Source organism: Streptomyces fumanus, assembly GCF_014655295.1.
GTDB lineage: Bacteria > Actinomycetota > Actinomycetes > Streptomycetales > Streptomycetaceae > Streptomyces > Streptomyces fumanus.
In genome coordinates this window covers 166,709-184,554 of record NZ_BNBI01000015.1, presented here as the reverse complement: position 1 = coordinate 184,554, position 17,846 = coordinate 166,709, and the positions used below count along the sequence as shown (strand labels likewise).

Annotated in this window: 6 protein-coding genes; 4 read left to right on the top strand and 2 right to left on the bottom strand. The window is 71.1% G+C overall.

The annotated features are described in order from the left end of the window. The 4 genes from IE316_RS29380 to IE316_RS29365 form a co-directional block, all read left to right on the top strand. Positions 1-11,564, top strand: an 11,564-nt coding sequence (locus IE316_RS29380) for a non-ribosomal peptide synthetase (RefSeq protein WP_190207563.1), incomplete at its 5' end; no start/stop codon positions are given. Between the two features lie 15 nt (positions 11,565-11,579). Next, positions 11,580-12,644 carry a methyltransferase gene (locus IE316_RS29375; RefSeq protein WP_190207562.1) on the top strand — a complete coding sequence of 355 codons (1,065 nt, stop codon included), beginning with the start codon at positions 11,580-11,582 and terminating at the stop codon, positions 12,642-12,644. Positions 12,645-12,670: 26 nt separating this feature from the next. Then, a complete protein-coding gene (locus IE316_RS29370; protein ID WP_190207561.1) occupies positions 12,671-15,001 on the top strand; it encodes a peroxidase family protein in 2,331 nt (776 codons plus the stop codon). Between the two features lie 124 nt (positions 15,002-15,125). Beyond that, positions 15,126-15,749 carry a hypothetical protein gene (locus IE316_RS29365; protein ID WP_190207560.1) on the top strand — a complete coding sequence of 208 codons (624 nt, stop codon included), beginning with the start codon at positions 15,126-15,128 and terminating at the stop codon, positions 15,747-15,749. 56 nt (positions 15,750-15,805) lie between these two features. Here the strand turns inward: IE316_RS29365 and IE316_RS29360 are convergent, their stop codons facing one another. Continuing rightward, positions 15,806-17,044: a sensor histidine kinase gene (locus IE316_RS29360; RefSeq protein ID WP_229910600.1), complete on the bottom strand. Its 1,239-nt coding sequence runs from the start codon at positions 17,042-17,044 to the stop codon at positions 15,806-15,808. Between the two features lie 27 nt (positions 17,045-17,071). After that, complete coding sequence (locus IE316_RS29355; RefSeq protein ID WP_190207558.1) at positions 17,072-17,725, bottom strand: response regulator transcription factor; 654 nt, start codon at positions 17,723-17,725, stop codon at positions 17,072-17,074. Between the last annotated feature and the right edge of the window lie 121 nt (positions 17,726-17,846).

Below are 17,846 nucleotides of genomic sequence, written 5' to 3'. Positions count from 1 at the left end.
GGGATGCGGAACCGGCGGTGGTGGTGTGTTCCGCTGCGACGGCCGGCGTTCTGCCTGGTACGGGTCTGGAGTGCCTGGTCTGTGACGATCCGGGTGTCGTGGCGTCGGTGGCGGGGCGGTCGGCGGCGGCGCCGGTGGATGGTGAGCGCAGGATGCCGCTGCGGGCGACTGACGCGGCGTATGTGATCTATACGTCGGGGTCGACGGGCCGTCCCAAGGGTGTGGTGGTCACGCATCTGGGGCTCGGGAATCTGGCCGCGGCGCAGATCGAGCGGTTCGGGGTGGGTGTCGGGTCGCGGGTGTTGCAGTTCTCCGCGCTGGGATTCGACGCGGTCGTTTGGGAGCTGTGCATGGCGCTGCTGTCGGGCGCGACGTTGGTGGTGGCGGGTGAGGAGCTGATGCCGCCGCGGCGTCGGCTGGGGGAGACGGTGGCGGAGTTGGGGGTGTCGCACGTGACGGTGCCGCCATCCCTCCTGGCTACTGAGGAGGCGCTGCCAGCTTCTCTGGAGACGTTGGTGGTGGCGGGGGAGGCGTGTGGGCCGGAGCTGCTCGGACGGTTCGCTGCTGGTCGGCGGATGGTGAACGCCTATGGGCCGACGGAAGTGACGGTGTGCGCGACGGCGTCGGAGCCACTGTCACCTGCTGGAGCCTCGGCCGCCGTGGTGCCGATCGGCCGGCCGATGGACAACACCCGCACTTACGTACTGGATGAGTTTTTGCGTCCGGTGGTGCCGGGTGTGGTGGGTGAGTTGTATGTGGCGGGTCGTGGTCTGGCGCGGGGGTATGCGGGTCGTGCGGGGCTGACTGCGGAGCGGTTCGTGGCCTGCCCGTTCGGAGAGCGTGGTGGGCCTGGTGAGCGGATGTATCGGACCGGGGATCTGGTGCGGTGGACCGCTGAGGGTGAGTTGGTGTTCGCCGGGCGTGCGGACGCACAGATCAAGATCCGGGGCTTCCGGGTCGAGCCGGGCGAGATCGAGGCCGTGCTGAACGCGCACGAGGCGGTCGGCCGTGCGCTCGTCGTGGCCCGGGACGACGGCGGTGTGCGCCGCCTGGTCGCGTACGTCGTCCCCGAGCAGGGCACGGCGGCCCTGGACCCGGCGGAGTTGCGGTCGTTCGTGGCCGGGCGGCTGCCGGGGCACATGGTCCCGGCCGCGGTGATCCCGCTCGACGCGTTCCCCGTGACCGAGAACGGCAAGCTGGACCGCTCCGCCCTCCCCGCCCCGGACTTCGCGAGCCTCACCAGCGGCCGCGGGCCCGAGACCACGGTCGAGGAGGTGCTGTGCGGGCTGTTCGCGGACAGTCTCGGACTTGAGCGGGTCGGGGTGGAGGACTCGTTCTTCGAACTCGGCGGTGACTCCCTGCTGGCGATGCGGCTCATCGCCCGTATCCGGTCGGCGCTGGCCGCCGAGATCAGCATCCGGGAACTCTTCGAGGCCCCGACCGTCGCCGGCCTCGCCCGGCTGGTGGAACAGGGCCGCGGCGCGGCACGCATGGCGCTGACGCCCCGGGAACGCCCGGAGCGGGTGCCGCTGTCGTACGCGCAGCAGCGGATGTGGTTCCTCAACCGCCTGGAGGACGCCGGCGCGGGCGCGGCGTACAACGTGTCCATGGGCATGCGCCTGTCGGGCGAGGTGGATGTCGAGGCCCTGAAGGCCGCGCTCGGTGACCTCGCCGACCGGCACGAGACCCTGCGCACCGTCTTCCTCGAGACCGACGGCGAGCCGCACCAGATGGTCACCGCAGACCGTCCGGTGCTGCGGGTCGACACGGTCGCGGCGACGGACCTCGAAGGGACGGTCGCGGAAGAGACGGGTCGTGTATTCGACCTGGCCACGGACGTGCCGTGGCGGGCGCGGCTCCTGGTGCTGTCACCCGCGGAGTCGGTGCTGGTGCTCGTCGCGCACCACATCGCGGTCGACGGCGTGTCCATGGGCGTACTCGCCCGTGACCTGGGCACGGCCTACACGGCCCGGGTGCGGGGTGAGGCCCCGGGGTGGGAGCCGCTGCCGGTGCAGTACGCGGACTACGCGCTGTGGCAGCGGGAGGTCCTCGGCGACCTCGGCGACCCCGACAGCCGCCTCACCGGGCAGCTCGACCACTGGCGCCAGGCTCTCGCGGACCTACCCGAGGAACTCTCCCTGCCCAGGGACCACCCGCGTCCGGCCGTGGCGTCCTTCCGGGGCGGTGCGGTCCCCGTGCGGACGGATGCCGAGGTGCACGCGCGTCTGTCGGAGCTGGCGCGGCGGCACGGCGTGACGATGTTCATGGTGGCGCAGGCCGCGCTGGCGGTACTGCTGTCCAAGGTGGGCGCGGGCACGGACATTCCGCTCGGCACGGCGGTGGCGGGCCGCAATGAGGCCGCGGTCGAGAGCATGGTCGGGTTCTTCGTCAATACGCTGGTGCTGCGTACGGATGTCAGTGGTGATCCGTCGTTCGCCGAGCTGCTGGAGCGGGTGCGGGAGACGGACCTGGCCGCGTACGCCCACCAGGACGTGCCGTTCGAGCGGCTGGTGGAAGACCTGAACCCGGCCCGCTCGCTCTCCCGGCACCCCCTCTTCCAGGTGATGTTCAGCCTGCAGAGCGCTCCCCAGGACCGCAGCGAGTGGGACTGGAACCTTCCCGGGCTGCAAGTACACCCCATCCGACCGGAGGAGACGGCGACTGCCCGCTTCGACCTCTCCGTCGAGCTCGCCGAACTCCGCGACGCCGACGGCTCGCCGGACGGGTTGGGCGGCGAGATCCAGTACGCGGCCGACCTGTTCGACGAGGGCACGGCTCGGGCTCTTGCGGCCCGTCTGGTGCGGGTGCTGGAGCAGGTGGCCGCGGACCCGGAGGCGCGCGTCGGAGACATCGACGTGGTCTCGGACGCGGAGCGTCGGATGGTTCTGCACGGGTGGAACGACACCCGTCGTGCGGTGCCCGACGGCACCCTCGTGGACCGGTTCGAGGCGCAGGCGGCGCGGACGCCGGAAGCGGTGGCGGTGGTGGGGCAAGACGGGTCGTGGACGTACGCGGAGCTGAACGCGTGGGCGAACGGTGTGGCGTACGGGCTCATCGAGCGGGGCGTCGGTCCGGAGTCGCTGGTCGGGGTGCGCTTGGAGCGGTCGGCCGCGCTGATCCCGGTGCTGCTGGGGGTGTTGAAGGCGGGGGCGGCGTATGTGCCGTTGGATTCCGCCCTGCCTGAGGCGCGGCGGGAGGCGATCGTGGCTGAGGCGGGGGTCGCGGTGACGCTCACCGGCGACGAGGACGTAGCCCCAGTCGCCGAGAACCCGGAGGTGAGGCCGGGACCGGAGAACCTCGCATACGTGATGTACACCTCTGGTTCGTCCGGGGTGCCGAAGGGTGTGGCGGTCACGCACCGCAATGTGGTGGCGTTCTGCCTGGACGGCGCGTGGCGTGCGGATGTGCTGGAGCGGGTGCTCGTGCAGGCCAACCATGCCTTCGATGCGTCGACGTACGAGATCTGGGCGCCGCTGCTGCGTGGTGGGCTGCTCGTGGTGGTGCCGGCGGGGGAGGTGGATGCGGCCGAGCGTGGTGCGTTGATCGCTGAGCATCGGGTGACGCATGTGGTGGCTCCGGCGGGGCTGTTCCGGGTGCTGGCGGAGCAGTCCCCGGAGATCTTCGCCGGGGTGCGGGAGGTGCTGACCGGCGGCGATGTGGTCTCCGCGTCCGCGATCCGCAGCCTGCTCGCGTCCCACCCGGGTCTGGTGGTGCGCACGACGTACGGGCCGACGGAGAACACGGCGTTCACCACGCACCTGCCGTTCGCTGCGGGGGACGAGGTGCCGGCGGCGGTGCCGATCGGCCGTCCGATGGACAACACCCGTACCTACGTGCTGGATGAGTTCCTGCGTGCCGTACCGCCGGGTGTGGTGGGTGAGTTGTATCTGGCGGGTGAGGGCGTGGCGCGGGGGTACGCGGACCGTGCGGGGATGACGGCGGAGCGGTTCGTCGCCTGCCCGTTCGGCGAGTCCGGTGACCGGATGTATCGAACGGGGGACCTGGCCCGCTGGAACAAGGACGGTGTACTGGAGTTCGCGGGCCGCGCCGATGAGCAGGTCAAGATCCGGGGTTTCCGGATCGAGCCGGCCGAGGTCGAAGCCGTACTGACCGCCCACGAGAGTGTGCGTCAGGCGGCGGTGATCGCCCGGGAGGACCAGCCCGGTGTGAGGCGGCTGGTCGCGTATGTCGTCGGCGAGGTGGACGAGGCGGAGCTGCGCCGGTACATCGCGGAGAAGCTCCCCGACTACATGGTGCCGTCGGCGTTCGTGACCCTCGACGCGATCCCGCTGACCAAGAACGGCAAGCTCGACCGGGCCGCCCTCCCCGCCCCGGACCTGGCAGGCCGGACGACGGGTCGCGCCCCCGCCACCCCCACCGAAGAGGTGCTGTGCGGCCTGTTCGCCGAAGTCCTCGGCATGGAACAAGTCGGTACGGAAGACTCCTTCTTCACCCTCGGCGGTGACTCACTCCTCGCGATGCGGCTCATCGCCCGTATCCGGTCGGTGCTGGACGCCGAGATCAGCATCCGCGACCTGTTCGCCGCGCCCACGGTCCAAGGGCTGGCCCGGCTCGCCGACACCGCCCGTGGCGCGGTCCGGCGTCTGGCACTGCAACCCCAACAACGTCCGGACGTCGTGCCGTTGTCGTATGCGCAGCAGCGGATGTGGTTCCTCAACCGGCTGGAGGAGGCCGGTGCGGGCGCCGGCTACAACGTGCCGCTGGGCCTGCGGCTGTCGGGCGAGGTGGATGTCCCGGCCCTGGAGGCCGCGCTGGGCGACGTGGCCGACCGGCACGAGGGCCTGCGCACGCTCTTCCCCGAGACCGACGGGCTGCCCCACCAGCGGATCCTCCACGGCGAGGAGTCGCACCCCCGGCTGAAGAGGCGGGAGATCACCGAAGCCGACCTGTCCGAGGCGGTCGTCGACGAATTCGGCCGGGGCTTCGACCTGGCGGCGGAGCTGCCATGGCGGGCTTCGCTGCTGGTGCTCGCGCCGACGGAGTCGGTGTTGGTGATCGTGGCGCACCACATCGCGGTCGACGGCTGGTCCATGGGCATCCTCGCCCGGGACCTGGAGACGGCCTACGCCGCCCGGGTACGCGGTGCCGCCCCGGGGTGGCAGCCGCTGCCGGTGCAGTACGCCGACTACGCGCTGTGGCAGCGCGAGGTCCTCGGCGACCTCGGCGACCCCGACAGCCTGATCAGCGAACAGCTCGACCACTGGCGTTCGGCGCTGGCCGGAGCGCCGCAGGAACTTGCGCTGCCGGTCGACCGGCCGCGTGGGGCGACGGCGTCGTTCCGCGGCGCCGATGTTCCGGTGCGGGTGGACGGCCACATCCACGCGGGGCTGTCGGAGGTGGCGCGGCGGCACGGCGTGACGATGTTCATGGTGGTGCAGGCCGCGCTGGCCGTGCTGCTGTCGAAGTCGGGCGCGGGTGACGACATCCCGCTCGGCACACCGGTTGCCGGGCGCGGCGAGGCCGAGTTGGACGACCTGGTCGGATTCTTCCTGAACACGCTGGTGCTGCGTACGGACGTGAGCGGCGATCCATCGTTCGCCGAGCTGCTGGAACGGGTGCGGGAGACCGACCTGGCCGCCTACGCGCACCAGGACGTGCCGTTCGAGCGGCTGGTGGAGGACCTGAACCCGGCCCGCTCGCTCTCCCGGCACCCGCTGTTCCAGGTCATGCTGGCATTCCAGAACGTTCCCGACTCCGACGCGCCCCTGGAGCTGCCGGGCCTGCGGGTGCGGCCGCTGGCCTCGGAAGATGTGGTGACGGCCAAGTTCGACCTGTCGGTCACCCTCATGGAACGGCGGGACGAGACGGGTGCGCCTGCCGGGATCGAAGGCGGCATCCAGTACGCCACCGACCTGTTCGACGCGCACACCGTGGACGCCCTCGCCCGACGCCTCGTCGCGGTGTTGGAACAGGTGGCTGCGGACCCGGGGGTGCGGGTCGGGGCTGTCGAGGTGCTGTCGGACGCGGAGCGCCGGATGGTTCTGCACGGGTGGAACGACACCCGTCGTGCGGTGCCCGACGGCACCCTCGTGGACCGGTTCGAGGCGCAGGCCGCTCGGACGCCGGATGCCGTGGCCGTGGTCGGGCAAGACGGGGCCTGGACGTACGCGGAGCTGAACGCGCGGGCGAACGGTGTCGCGTGCGGGCTCATCGAGCGGGGCGTCGTCCCGGAGTCGCTGATCGGCGTGCGGTTGGAGCGATCGGCGGAGCTGGTGCCGACGCTGCTGGGTGTACTCAAGGCGGGCGCGGCGTATGTGCCGTTGGACGCCCGGCATCCGCAGGAGCGGTTGGCGTCGATCGTGTCGGAGGCGGGGGTGTCGGTGGTCCTGACCGATGCCGATGTGTTCGAGCCGGTGGATGACAACCCCGGCGTTGCGGTGCCGCCGGAAGCGCTGGCGTACGTGATGTACACCTCCGGGTCGACCGGGGTGCCGAAGGGTGTGGCGGTCACGCACCGCAATGTGGTGGCGTTCTGCCTGGACGGTGCCTGGGCCGACGATGTGGTCGAGTGTGTGCTGTTCCAGGCGAACCATGCCTTCGATGCGTCGACGTATGAGATCTGGGTGCCGTTGCTGCGGGGCGGTCGGTTGGTGGTGGCGCCGGCGGGTGACATCGGCGCGGCCGAGCGCGGTGCTTTGATCGCGGAGCACGGTGTGACGAACGTGCACGCGACGGCCGGGCTGTTCCGGGTCCTGGCCGAGCAGTCCCCGGAGATCTTCGCCGGGGTACGGGAGGTGTCCACGGGCGGTGACGTGGTGTCCGCGTCGGCGATCCGGACCCTGCTCGCGTCCCACTCGGACATGGTGGTGCGTACCACGTACGGGCCGACGGAGAACACGGCGTTCACCACGCACCTGCCCTACACCTCCGGGGACGAGATCCCCGCGGCGGTGCCGATCGGCCGCCCGATGGACAACACCCGCACCTACGTCCTGGACGACACCCTGCGTCCCGTGGCACCAGGTGTGACCGGTGAGCTGTACCTCGCAGGTGAGGGAGTGGCACGCGGGTACGCGGGCCGTCCCGGGCTGACGGCGGAGCGGTTCGTGGCCTGCCCGTTCGAGGAGTCAGGCCGGATGTATCGCACGGGGGACCTGGCCCGCTGGAACAAGGACGGCGTGCTGGAGTTCGCGGGCCGCGCCGACGAACAGGTCAAGATCCGGGGCTTCCGCATCGAACCGGCCGAGGTCGAAACCGTCCTGACCGCCCACGAGAGCGTGGATCAGGCGGCGGTGATCGCCCGCGAGGACCAGCCCGGTGTCAAGCGACTGGTCGCCTACGTCGTCGGCGAGGCGGACGACGCCGACCTCCGCCGGTACGTCGCCGACAGGCTCCCCGACTACATGGTCCCGGCCGCCTTCGTGACGCTCGAAGCCATCCCCCTCACCAGGAACGGCAAGCTGGACCGGTCCGCCCTCCCCGCCCCCGACCTGGCGGGCCGCACCACCGGTCGCGCCCCCGCCACCCCCACCGAGGAACTCCTCTGCGGCCTGTTCGCCGAAGTCCTCGGCCTGGAACGGGTCGGGGCCGACGACTCCTTCTTCACCCTCGGCGGCGACTCACTCCTTGCCATGCGGCTCATCGCCCGCGTCCAGGCGGTGCTGCACGCCGAGATCACCATCCGTGACGTGTTCACCTCGCCCACGGTCGAGGCCCTCGCCCGGCTGGTGGCCGACGGCGGGGCAGGCGGCCCCCGCCTGGCGCTGGCGGCGCGTGAGCGGCCGAGGGTCGTGCCGTTGTCGTACGCCCAGCAGCGGATGTGGTTCCTCAACCGGCTGGAGGAGGCCGGTGCCGGCGCCGGCTACAACGTACCGCTGGCGCTGCGGCTGACCGGCGAGCTGGACGTACCGGCCCTTGAGGCGGCGCTGCGCGATGTGGCGGACCGGCAGGAGAGCCTCCGCACGGTCTTCCCCGAGGCAGCGGGCGTCGCCCGGCAGGAGGTGCTCCAGGGCGAGCGGGGCCACCTGGTCCTGCGGGTGGACGAGGTGGCAGCGGAGGACGTGCCCGCCATCGCCGGCGACGAGATGGCGCGACACTTCGACCTGACCCGTGAGCTGCCGTGGCGGGCCCGGTGCCTGGTGCTGTCCCCGTCCGAGTCCGTGCTGATCGTCGTGGCGCATCACATCGCGGTGGACGGCTGGTCGATGGGTGTCCTGCTGCGTGATCTGAGTTTCGCGTACGAGGCCCGGGTACGCGGTGCCGCCCCTGGGTGGCAGCCGCTGCCCGTGCAGTACGCCGATTACGCGCTGTGGCAACGGGAGTTGCTGGGCGACCTCGACGACCCCGACAGCCTGATCTCCGCCCAGCTCGACCACTGGCGTTCGGTGCTGGCCGGGCTGCCGGAGGAGCTGGCGCTGCCGACCGATCGCCCGCGGCCGTCGGAGTCGTCCTTCCGGGGCGGCACGGTCCGGGTGGAGACGGGCGCCGAGGTGCACGCGCTGTTGTCGGAGGCGGCGCGGCGGCATGGCGTGACGATGTTCATGGTGGTGCAGGCGGCGCTGGCGGTGCTGCTGTCGAAGGTGGGCGCGGGTACCGACATCCCGCTCGGCACAGCGGTGGCGGGACGCGGCGACGCCGCTCTTGACGACCTCGCCGGGTTCTTCGTCAACACGCTGGTGCTGCGTACGGATGTCAGTGGTGATCCGTCGTTCGCCGAGCTGCTGGGGCGGGTGCGGGAGACCGACCTGGCCGCCTACGGGCACCAGGACGTGCCGTTCGAGCGGCTGGTGGAGGACCTCAACCCGGCCCGCTCCCTGTCCCGCCACCCCCTGTTCCAGGTCATGCTCACCCTGCAGAACCTGCCGCAGGGCGACACGGGCCTCAGGCTCGCCGGCCTGCGCGCGCAGCCGCTCGACGAGGGCCAGGAGCAGACGCAGGTCGCCAAGTTCGACCTCTCGGTCACCCTGACCGAGCACCGCGACGAGCAGGGGGCACCGGCCGGGCTCCAGGGCGGTATCCAGTACGCCACCGACCTGTTCGATCCGGACACCGCCGAGGCCCTCGCGGTACGGCTGACCCGCGTCCTGGCGCAGGTGGCCACGGATCCGGACGTGCGCGTCGGCGCGATCGACGTACTCTCCGCCGACGAACGGCACCAGGTGGTGGCGGAGTGGAACGACACCACCCGTCCGGTGCCGGAACAGTCCCTGGTCGCCCTGTTCGAGGCGCAGGCCGCGCGGACACCGGACGCGGTGGCGGTGGTCGCCGGGGAGACGCGACTGACGTACGCGGAGGTGAACGCGCGGGCCAACGGCCTGGCGCACCACCTCAGGAGCCAGGGCGTGACCGCCGAGAGCCTGGTCGGTGTCCGCGCGGAGCGGTCGGCGGACCTGGTGCCCACGCTGTTGGGTGTGCTCAAGGCGGGTGCGGCCTACGTGCCCCTGGACCCCGGCCTGCCGGAGGTACGGCGGGAGGCGATCGCGGCTGAGGCGGGGGTCGCGGTGATGCTCACCGGCGACGAGGACGTTGCCCCGCTCCCCGAAAACCCGCACGGGAAGCCGGGGCCGGACAACCTCGCGTACGTGATGTACACCTCCGGCTCGACCGGGGTGCCGAAGGGTGTGGCGGTCACGCACCGCAACGTGGTGGCGTTCTGCCTGGACGGTGCCTGGACCGCGGACATGGTCGAGTCCGTCATGGTGCAGGCCGACCCCGCCTTCGACGCCGCCACGTACGAGCTGTGGACGCCACTGCTGCACGGCGGGAAGCTGGTCATGCTTCCGCCGGGCGACACCGACGCGGCCGAGCGTGGTGCGCTGATCGCGGAGCACGGTGTGACGAACGTGCACGCGACGGCCGGGCTGTTCCGGGTCCTGGCCGAGCAGTCCCCGGAGATCTTCGCCGGGGTACGGGAGGTGTCCACGGGCGGTGACGTGGTGTCCGCGTCGGCGATCCGGACCCTGCTCGCGTCCCACTCGGACCTGGTGGTGCGTACCACGTACGGGCCGACGGAGAACACGGCGTTCACCACGCACCTGCCCTACACCTCCGGGGACGAGATCCCCGCGGCGGTGCCGATCGGCCGCCCGATGGACAACACCCGCACCTACGTCCTGGACGACACCCTGCGTCCCGTGGCACCAGGTGTGACCGGTGAGCTGTACCTCGCAGGTGAGGGAGTGGCACGCGGGTACGCGGGCCGTCCCGGGCTGACGGCGGAGCGGTTCGTGGCCTGCCCGTTCGACGAGTCCGGCGGCCGGATGTACCGCACCGGGGACCTGGCCCGCTGGAACAAGGACGGCGTGCTGGAGTTCTCCGGCCGCGCCGACGAACAGGTCAAGATCCGGGGCTTCCGCATCGAACCGGCCGAGGTCGAGGCCGTCCTGACCGCCCACGAGAACGTGCGCCAGGCGGCGGTGATCGCCCGCGAGGACCAGCCCGGCGTGAAGCGCCTGGTCGCGTACGTCGTCGGTGAGACGGACGACGCCGACCTCCGCCGGTACGTCGCCGAGAAGCTCCCCGACTACATGGTCCCGGCCGCCTTCGTGACGCTCGAAGCCATCCCGCTGACCAAGAACGGCAAGCTGGACCGAGCCGCCCTCCCCGCCCCCGACCTGGCCGGTCGCACCACCGGCCGCGCCCCCGCCACCCCGGTCGAGGAGATCCTCTGCGGCCTGTTCGCCGAGGTGCTCGGCGTGGAGCGGGTCGGTGCCGACGACTCCTTCTTCACCCTCGGCGGCGACTCACTGCTCGCCATGCGGCTCATCGCCCGCATCCGGTCGGTGCTCGACGCGGAGGTCAGCATTCGGGCGCTGCTCGCCGCACCCACGGTCGCCGCGGTCGCGGCGGCGCTGGACAGAAGCGGACCCACCGGCGACTTCGACCGGCTCCTTCCGCTCCGCTCCGGTGGCGGTGGCGCGCCGCTGTTCTTCCTCCACTCCGGGGGCGGACTCGCCTGGAACTACGCGGAGCTGGCCGCGCACCTCCCGTCGGGGCGCCCCCTCTACGGCCTCCAGGCGCGCGGTCTGGAGGGGACCGAGGAACTGCCCGCGAGCATCGAGGAGATGGCGGCCGACTACGTGGAGCAGATCCGGGCCGTACAAGCGGACGGCCCCTACCACCTGGTGGGCTGGTCGTTCGGCGGAGTGGTCGCGCAGGCCGTCGCGGCCCGTCTGCAGGACACGGGCGAAGCGATCGCCCTGCTGGCGATCCTCGACGGATACCCGTACGAGGAGACCGAGGACGAGCCGGAGGCAAGGCGACCGGCAGGTCCGCGTCGGCCGGGGCCGGCCGACGTTCCGGCCCTGGAGGCCGTCCAGCGGGTCGCGGACAACAACGTCCGGCTCGTCATGGGGCACACGCCGCGCGTCTTCCACGGCGACGTGCTGCTCGTCGTCGCGACCCAGGGGCGGCCGGAGGGTCTGCCGGTGGAGCGGGCCGTGGAGATCTGGGAGCCGTACGTGGACGGTGCCATCGAACGCCATCTGGTGGAGGCCGACCACCACCGGATGCTCACGACGGATCCGGCGGCGCGCATCGGCGAGCTGCTGACCGCGAAGCTCACGGAACCGGCGAACGGCACATCCGGCGAACGGCACATCTAACGCCAGGAGGGCGGAATGTCAGAGACAAGCACCGTGGACTCGACCGGGCGGACGAAGGACGTCGTGGACGAGTCCGATCCGCGGGCGCTCATCTGGGACCTGCTGCGCGGGCAGTGGCGGTTCTCCGCGCTGTACGCGTTCGTGGATCTCGATGTGGCCGGTGTCCTGTGCGACGGACCGCTGGCGGTACCGGAGCTGGCCGAGCGGCTCGGCGTGGACCGGGTGGCGCTGGGCCGGCTGCTGCGTACCGTCGCGGCGCTGGGCGTGGTGCGATCCGAGGACGTGGCCGGCACCCGGCGGTACCGGCTGACCCCCGCGGGCGAGTCGCTGTGCGCCGACGCCCCCGGTTCGATGCGGTCGGTCAGCCTGTTGCAGGGGGCGCCCGATCTGCTGGCCGCGATGGGTTCGCTGGCCGCCGCCGTACGGGACGGACGTTCCTCGTTCGCGGCACGGTTCGGCTCGTTCTACGGCTGGCTCGCCACCAGTCCCGAGTCCCGGAAGCACTTCGACGTCTTCATGACCACGCGGTCCCGGGCCATCGCCGAGGCCGCCGTGGCGGCGGTCGACCTCTCCGGCATCGGGACGCTCGCCGACATCGGCGGCGGCAAGGGCACGGTGCTCGCGACGGCGCTGCGGGCCACGCCCGGCATGCGGGGGCTGCTGCTCGACGTGGAGCCGGTGATGGCCGGTGCCCGTGAGTTCATGGCCGCGCAGGGACTGGCCGACCGATGCGAGTTCGTCGTCGGCGACTTCTTCCGGGCGGTGCCGAAGGCGGACGCCTACCTGCTGTCGAACATCGTGCACAACTGGGACGACGACGACGCGTTGCGCCTTCTGGGCAACATCCGCCGCGGACTGCCCGAGCACGGCCGGGTGCTGCTGCTGGACATGCTGCTCCCCGAGGGGGACGCGCCGCACCTCGGCAAGGAGATGGACATGCGGCTGCTGGCGCTCTACGACGGCGGCCGCGAGCGCGGCGAACAGGAGTACCTGGCGCTACTGGGCAAGGCGGGGCTGAGTGTCGAGCGCGTGGTCGAACTGCCCTATGCCCTCAGCCTGATCGAGGCCGGCCGCGCGTGATGCGCCGCTCGGCGGAAGGAGTTCGGATGTTATCGGCAAGTGCCGCCTCGCGGCGGGGAAGCAGACGTACGGGCCTCACCCGGGACCGGGTCGTGCTCGCCGCGGCGCTCACCGCGTTGTTCGCAGGGAGCGGTCTGGTCGCTCCCGCGGCGCCGAGCGCGCTGGAATCGAGCTGGGCGGGGGGCCAGAGCCTCGACGGGCGCGGCAACAACGTCCTGCGTCCCGACTGGGGCCGCGCAGGGACGAAGTACTCCCGGGTCACGGACGCCCGATACGCCGACGGCCGCAGCACGCCCGTCGGCGGCCCCAACGCACGCACCGTCAGCAACCGGGTGTTCAACGACGAGTTCGTGGACGACAAGGGCTTCGGCTTCTCGGTGAACATCTTCTCCGAGCAGCAGCTCAGCCAGTGGTCGTGGGTCTGGGGACAGTTCATCGACCACGAATTCGGGTTACGCAGCGGCGTGCTGTCCAGCGACCCGCAGGGCGAGCGGGCCGACGTCCCCGTGAACGGCAAGGACCCGCTGGAGACCCGGGGGGATCCGGCCGCGCTCAGATTCACGCGTTCGACGCCCGCGCCGGGCACCGGGGTGACCACTCCCCGCGAGCAGATCAACAACGTCAGCTCCTATCTCGACGCCTCGGCCGTCTACTCGACCGACGACCGGCGCCTGGAGTGGCTGCGGGAGGGGCCCGTCGACGGAAACCTGGCCAACAACGGCGCCAAGCTGCTGATGCCGGACGAGTACCTGCCGCGCAGGGACGCCCGCGGCGACACCGCCAGTGCCCCCGAGGTCGAGCTGGGCGGGGAACTGATCACCAACCCGGGCCAGGCGGTCGTCACGGGAGACGCGCGGGCCAACAACAACACCGGTGTCACCGCGGTGGAGACGCTCATCGCCCGCGAGCACAACCGGATCGTCGACGCGCTGCCCGCCTCGCTGGACGAGCAGGAGAAGTTCGAGATCGCCCGCCGGGTCGTCATCGCCGAGGTGCAGTACATCACCTACAACGAGTTCCTGCCGGCGCACGGCATCCGGCTCCCCGGGTACCGGGGCTACAACCCGTTGGTCGACGCCACCCTCAGCAATGAGTTCTCGACCGTCGGATACCGCATCCACAGCATGATCCACAGCGGGTTCCCGATGGAGACCGAGCGCTCCCGGTACACCGACGAGCAGATGCAGAAGTTCCGCGACATGGGCTTCAACATCGACCCGAGCGAAGACCCCGCCAAGGTCAAACTCCAGTTCGTGCTGGCGCAGGCGCGGGACAATCCCATGATCCTGCCGATGGTCGGGCTCGGGCCGTTCCTGCAGGGGCTCGGCTCCAAGGCGCAGTACCACAACGACGAGCAGATCGAGCGCGAGATCCGGGACGTGCTGTGCTCGGCCCCCGACGCCAACCCCAAGTGCGTGTTCGACCTGGGCGCGCTGGACGTGGAGCGGGGCCGCGACCACGGCATGCCCAGCTACAACGAGATGCGGCGCGCCTACGGTCTGCCGGCCAAGACCTCGTTCAAGGACATCACCGGGGAGAGCACCGAGACGTTCCCCGCCGACCCGCAGCTCACCCCCGGCGACGAGATCAACGACCCGGACAGCGTGGACTTCACCCGCATCACCAACCTGTTCGGCAGCGAGGTCACCGCGGAGAACGATCCGGAGGACACCAGCGCGGTCTCGTACGCGCGGCGCACCCCGCTGGCGGCGCGGCTGAAGGCGCTGTACGGCTCGGTGGACAAGCTGGACGCCTATGTGGGAATGCTCGCGGAAAAGCATTCGGGCCCCGAGTTCGGTGAACTCCAGCGGGCGATGTGGAGCCGTGAATTCCAACGGCTGCGCGACGGCGACCGTTTCTTCTACGGAAATCAGATGCCGGTGCTCGACCGCATCGCGAAACGCTACGGCATCGATTTCCGGGCGAATCTGGGCGACCTCATCGCCCGCAATACCGATCTGGAGCGTTCGGACCTGGCCGGCAATGTCTTCTTCGCCAAGGGACAGGTGCCGCCGCAGAGCTGCCGGGTCGGTTACCGCACGACCGCGCGGACCGGAACCGACTCCGGCACGTACGAGGCGACCGTGCGCGTCACGAACACCACGCGGCGGCCGATCGACGCCTGGGCGCTGCGGTTCCGGTACCCGGACGAGCAGGAGATCACCGGGACGCGGGGCGCCGTCGGCAAGCAGAACGGCACCGACGTCTCCCTCACCAACCCCCCGGCCGACGGCGCGATCGAGCCCGGGGAGACCCGTGAGATAGCCCTCACCGGTACCTGGCGGGGACGCGACGGCATCCCCTCCTCCTTCACGCTCAACACCACGCGATGCCGTGCGGAGCAGGGATCCGGATAACCGGCGGAAATCCCTCGCGGGAGGGCCGGCAGACGGCGCCGGCCTCTCACTTCCGCTGATACCTTCCCGCAACCGTCCGTCCGATAGAACGTTCTCAGGAGCGATTCGAAAGAGGTGCTGAAGCATGCCGACGAATACGGCTGAGCGCGAGGAATGGAAGTCCGCAGGAACGCCGCGCCGTATCCGGCCGCGCGTCACACTGGTCGCGGCGTTCGCCGCCGTCGGCCTGCTCGTGACCGCGTGCGGCGGAGACGACGGAGACGACGGCGACAACAAGGGCGGTGTCGCCGCGGCCAGCCCCAATAACAGCGAGAGCGCGAAGCAAGGCGGCGATTCCCAGAAGAAAGGTCCCCTCGCCTACGCGAAGTGCATGCGGGCGAACGGCGTACCCAATTTCCCGGACCCGGACGCCAACGGCGGTCTCAAGATCGAGGGCGACAAGGTGGGCCTGGGCACACCGGCGTACGAGAAGGCCGCGGAGAAGTGCAAGTCGTACAACTCCGCGCCGGCGCCCGAGGCGGCTCCGGACCGGGAGGCCGCACTGAAGTACGCCAAATGCATGCGCGAGAACGGTGTGCCCAAGTTCCCGGACCCCAACTCCGAGGGCGGAACCGACATCGACCGGGACAAGCTCGGCGTCGACATCACCGGCCCCGTCTTCAAGAAGGCTGACGACAAGTGCAAGGGAGTCCTGCGGAAGGGCGGGAAAGGCAAGAAAAACAGTGGCCCGCACATGCAGGGCGGATGACCGCGACGTTCCGCGGGGCGGTGACCGTGGTGCCCCCGGCCGCTGCCCCGCCGTCGCTAGACCCGTTCGACGGCGGCCGGCCCCGCGGCCGGGTCCGCCGCGGCGCCGGGAAAGCGCACCGTCACGGTCAGACCACCGTCCGGCCGGGGCACGGCGTCGAGGTCGGCGTGATGGGCGGTGGCGACGGCGCTGACGATCGACAGTCCGAGACCGAGCCCCTCACGGCGGTGCATACGCGCGGTGCCGACCCGCTGGAACGGCTGGAACAGCCGGTCCAGTTCGTCGTCGGCGACGACCGGGCCCGAGTTGCTGACGGTCAGCACGGCCCGGTCGCCCTCGGTGCGGGTGGTGACCTCGACCCACCCGCCGGGGATGTTGTAGCTCAGCGCGTTGTCCACCAAATTGATCACCAGGCGTTCCGCCAGGCCCGCGCCACCGACCGCGACGGCCGGATCCAGCGTCGTACGCCACGACACACCGCGCCGCTCGGCCTCGTCGTCGCGGGCCGCCACGACCTTCCCGGTCAGCCGCTGGAGGTCGAACGGCACCCACCGCTCAAGGCCGGCCTGCCCCCGGGCCAGGGTCAGCAGCGAGGTGATCAACCGCTCCTGCTCGCGGCCGGCGGCGAGGATCCGCAGATGGGCCTCGCGCAGCGACTCCACGCTCGCGTCCGGGTCCGCCAGGGCGACCTGCCCGAGGGCGCGCTGCCGCGTCATGGGGGTCCGCAGCTCGTGCGAGGCGTTGGCCACGAACCGGCGCTGTGCCTCGAAAGCCGCCTCCAGACGGGCCAGCAGCTCGTCGAAGGTGTCGCCGAGGTCCTTGAGTTCGTCGGCGGGCCCCGGCAGGGCCAGCCGGGCGTGCAGATTGGTCGCGGAGATCTCCCGGGCCGTGCGGGTGATCGTGCTCAGACGGCGCAGCACCCGCCCGGCCAGCACCCAGCCGAGACCCGCCGACACGACCGCCATGAAGCCCAGTGCGGTGCCGCCCTGGACCAGCAGCGTGTGCCGCCGCTCGTCCTTCTGCCGCTTCGCCAGTTCGACGAGCGCTTCGCTCTCACCGACATCCGGCGCGGGCAGGTCGCCCCCTTCGTTGCTGAGTTCCTGCGGGCCGTTCTTGCCCGGCGGCTTCGCCACCTCTTTGACCGTGGCCGCGCCGCCCTGGCCGTTGTACACGTACAGGCCCGGGTCGGCCCGGTCGACCAGGAAGAAGGTGATCGCGAGCAGTGCCACGCCGGACACCAGGAAGACCCCGCCGTAGAGCAGCGTCAGGCGGAACCGGACGGTGTTGCGGGGCACGCGGAAGACGGTGCGCATGGGCTGCTCTCAGACGCGGTAGCCGGACTTGGCCACGGTATGGATCACCGGTGGGTCGCCGAGCTTGGCGCGCAGCCGGCTGATGGTGACCTTGACGGACTTGGTGAACGGGTCAGCCGATTCGTCCCATACCCGTTCGAGCAACTCCTCCGCCGAGACCACCCGGCCCCGGGCGGTGAGCAGCAGCTCCAGCACGCCGAACTCCTTCGGGGCCAGGTCGAGCGGCTGGCCCCGCCGGGTCACCCGGCGCTGCGCCGCGTCCAGTTCGATGTCGCCGTGCCGCAGCACCGGAGGCACCGCGGGATGCGCCCGCCGGGACAACGCGACGATCCGGGCCGTCAGCACACGGAAGTCGAACGGTTTGCACAGATAGTCGTCGGCGCCGAGGTTCAGCCCGTCCACCAGGTCCTCGTTGGTCGCGGCCGCGGTCAGCATCAGCACCCGGCTGCGGCAGTCCGCCGCGACCAGCTTGGCGCACAGGGTGTCACCGTCCATCCCGGGCAGGTCCCGGTCCAGGACGATCACGTCATAGTCGTTGACAAGGGCGCGTTCCAGACCGGACAGCCCGTCCAGCGCGACATCGACCGCCATCCGCTGCCGACGCAGCCCCACCGCCACCGCGTTGGCGACTTCCTCGTCGTCCTCGACGATAAGAACGCGCACCTTAATCTCCCCCCGGGGACAGGACTTCGGCGCACAGCTATTAATCCCGTGCCGTAATCCCATGTTAGCGACCGGACGGTTGCGGCGGGGTTTCATCCGGCCGTTCCGGAACGCCTCGATC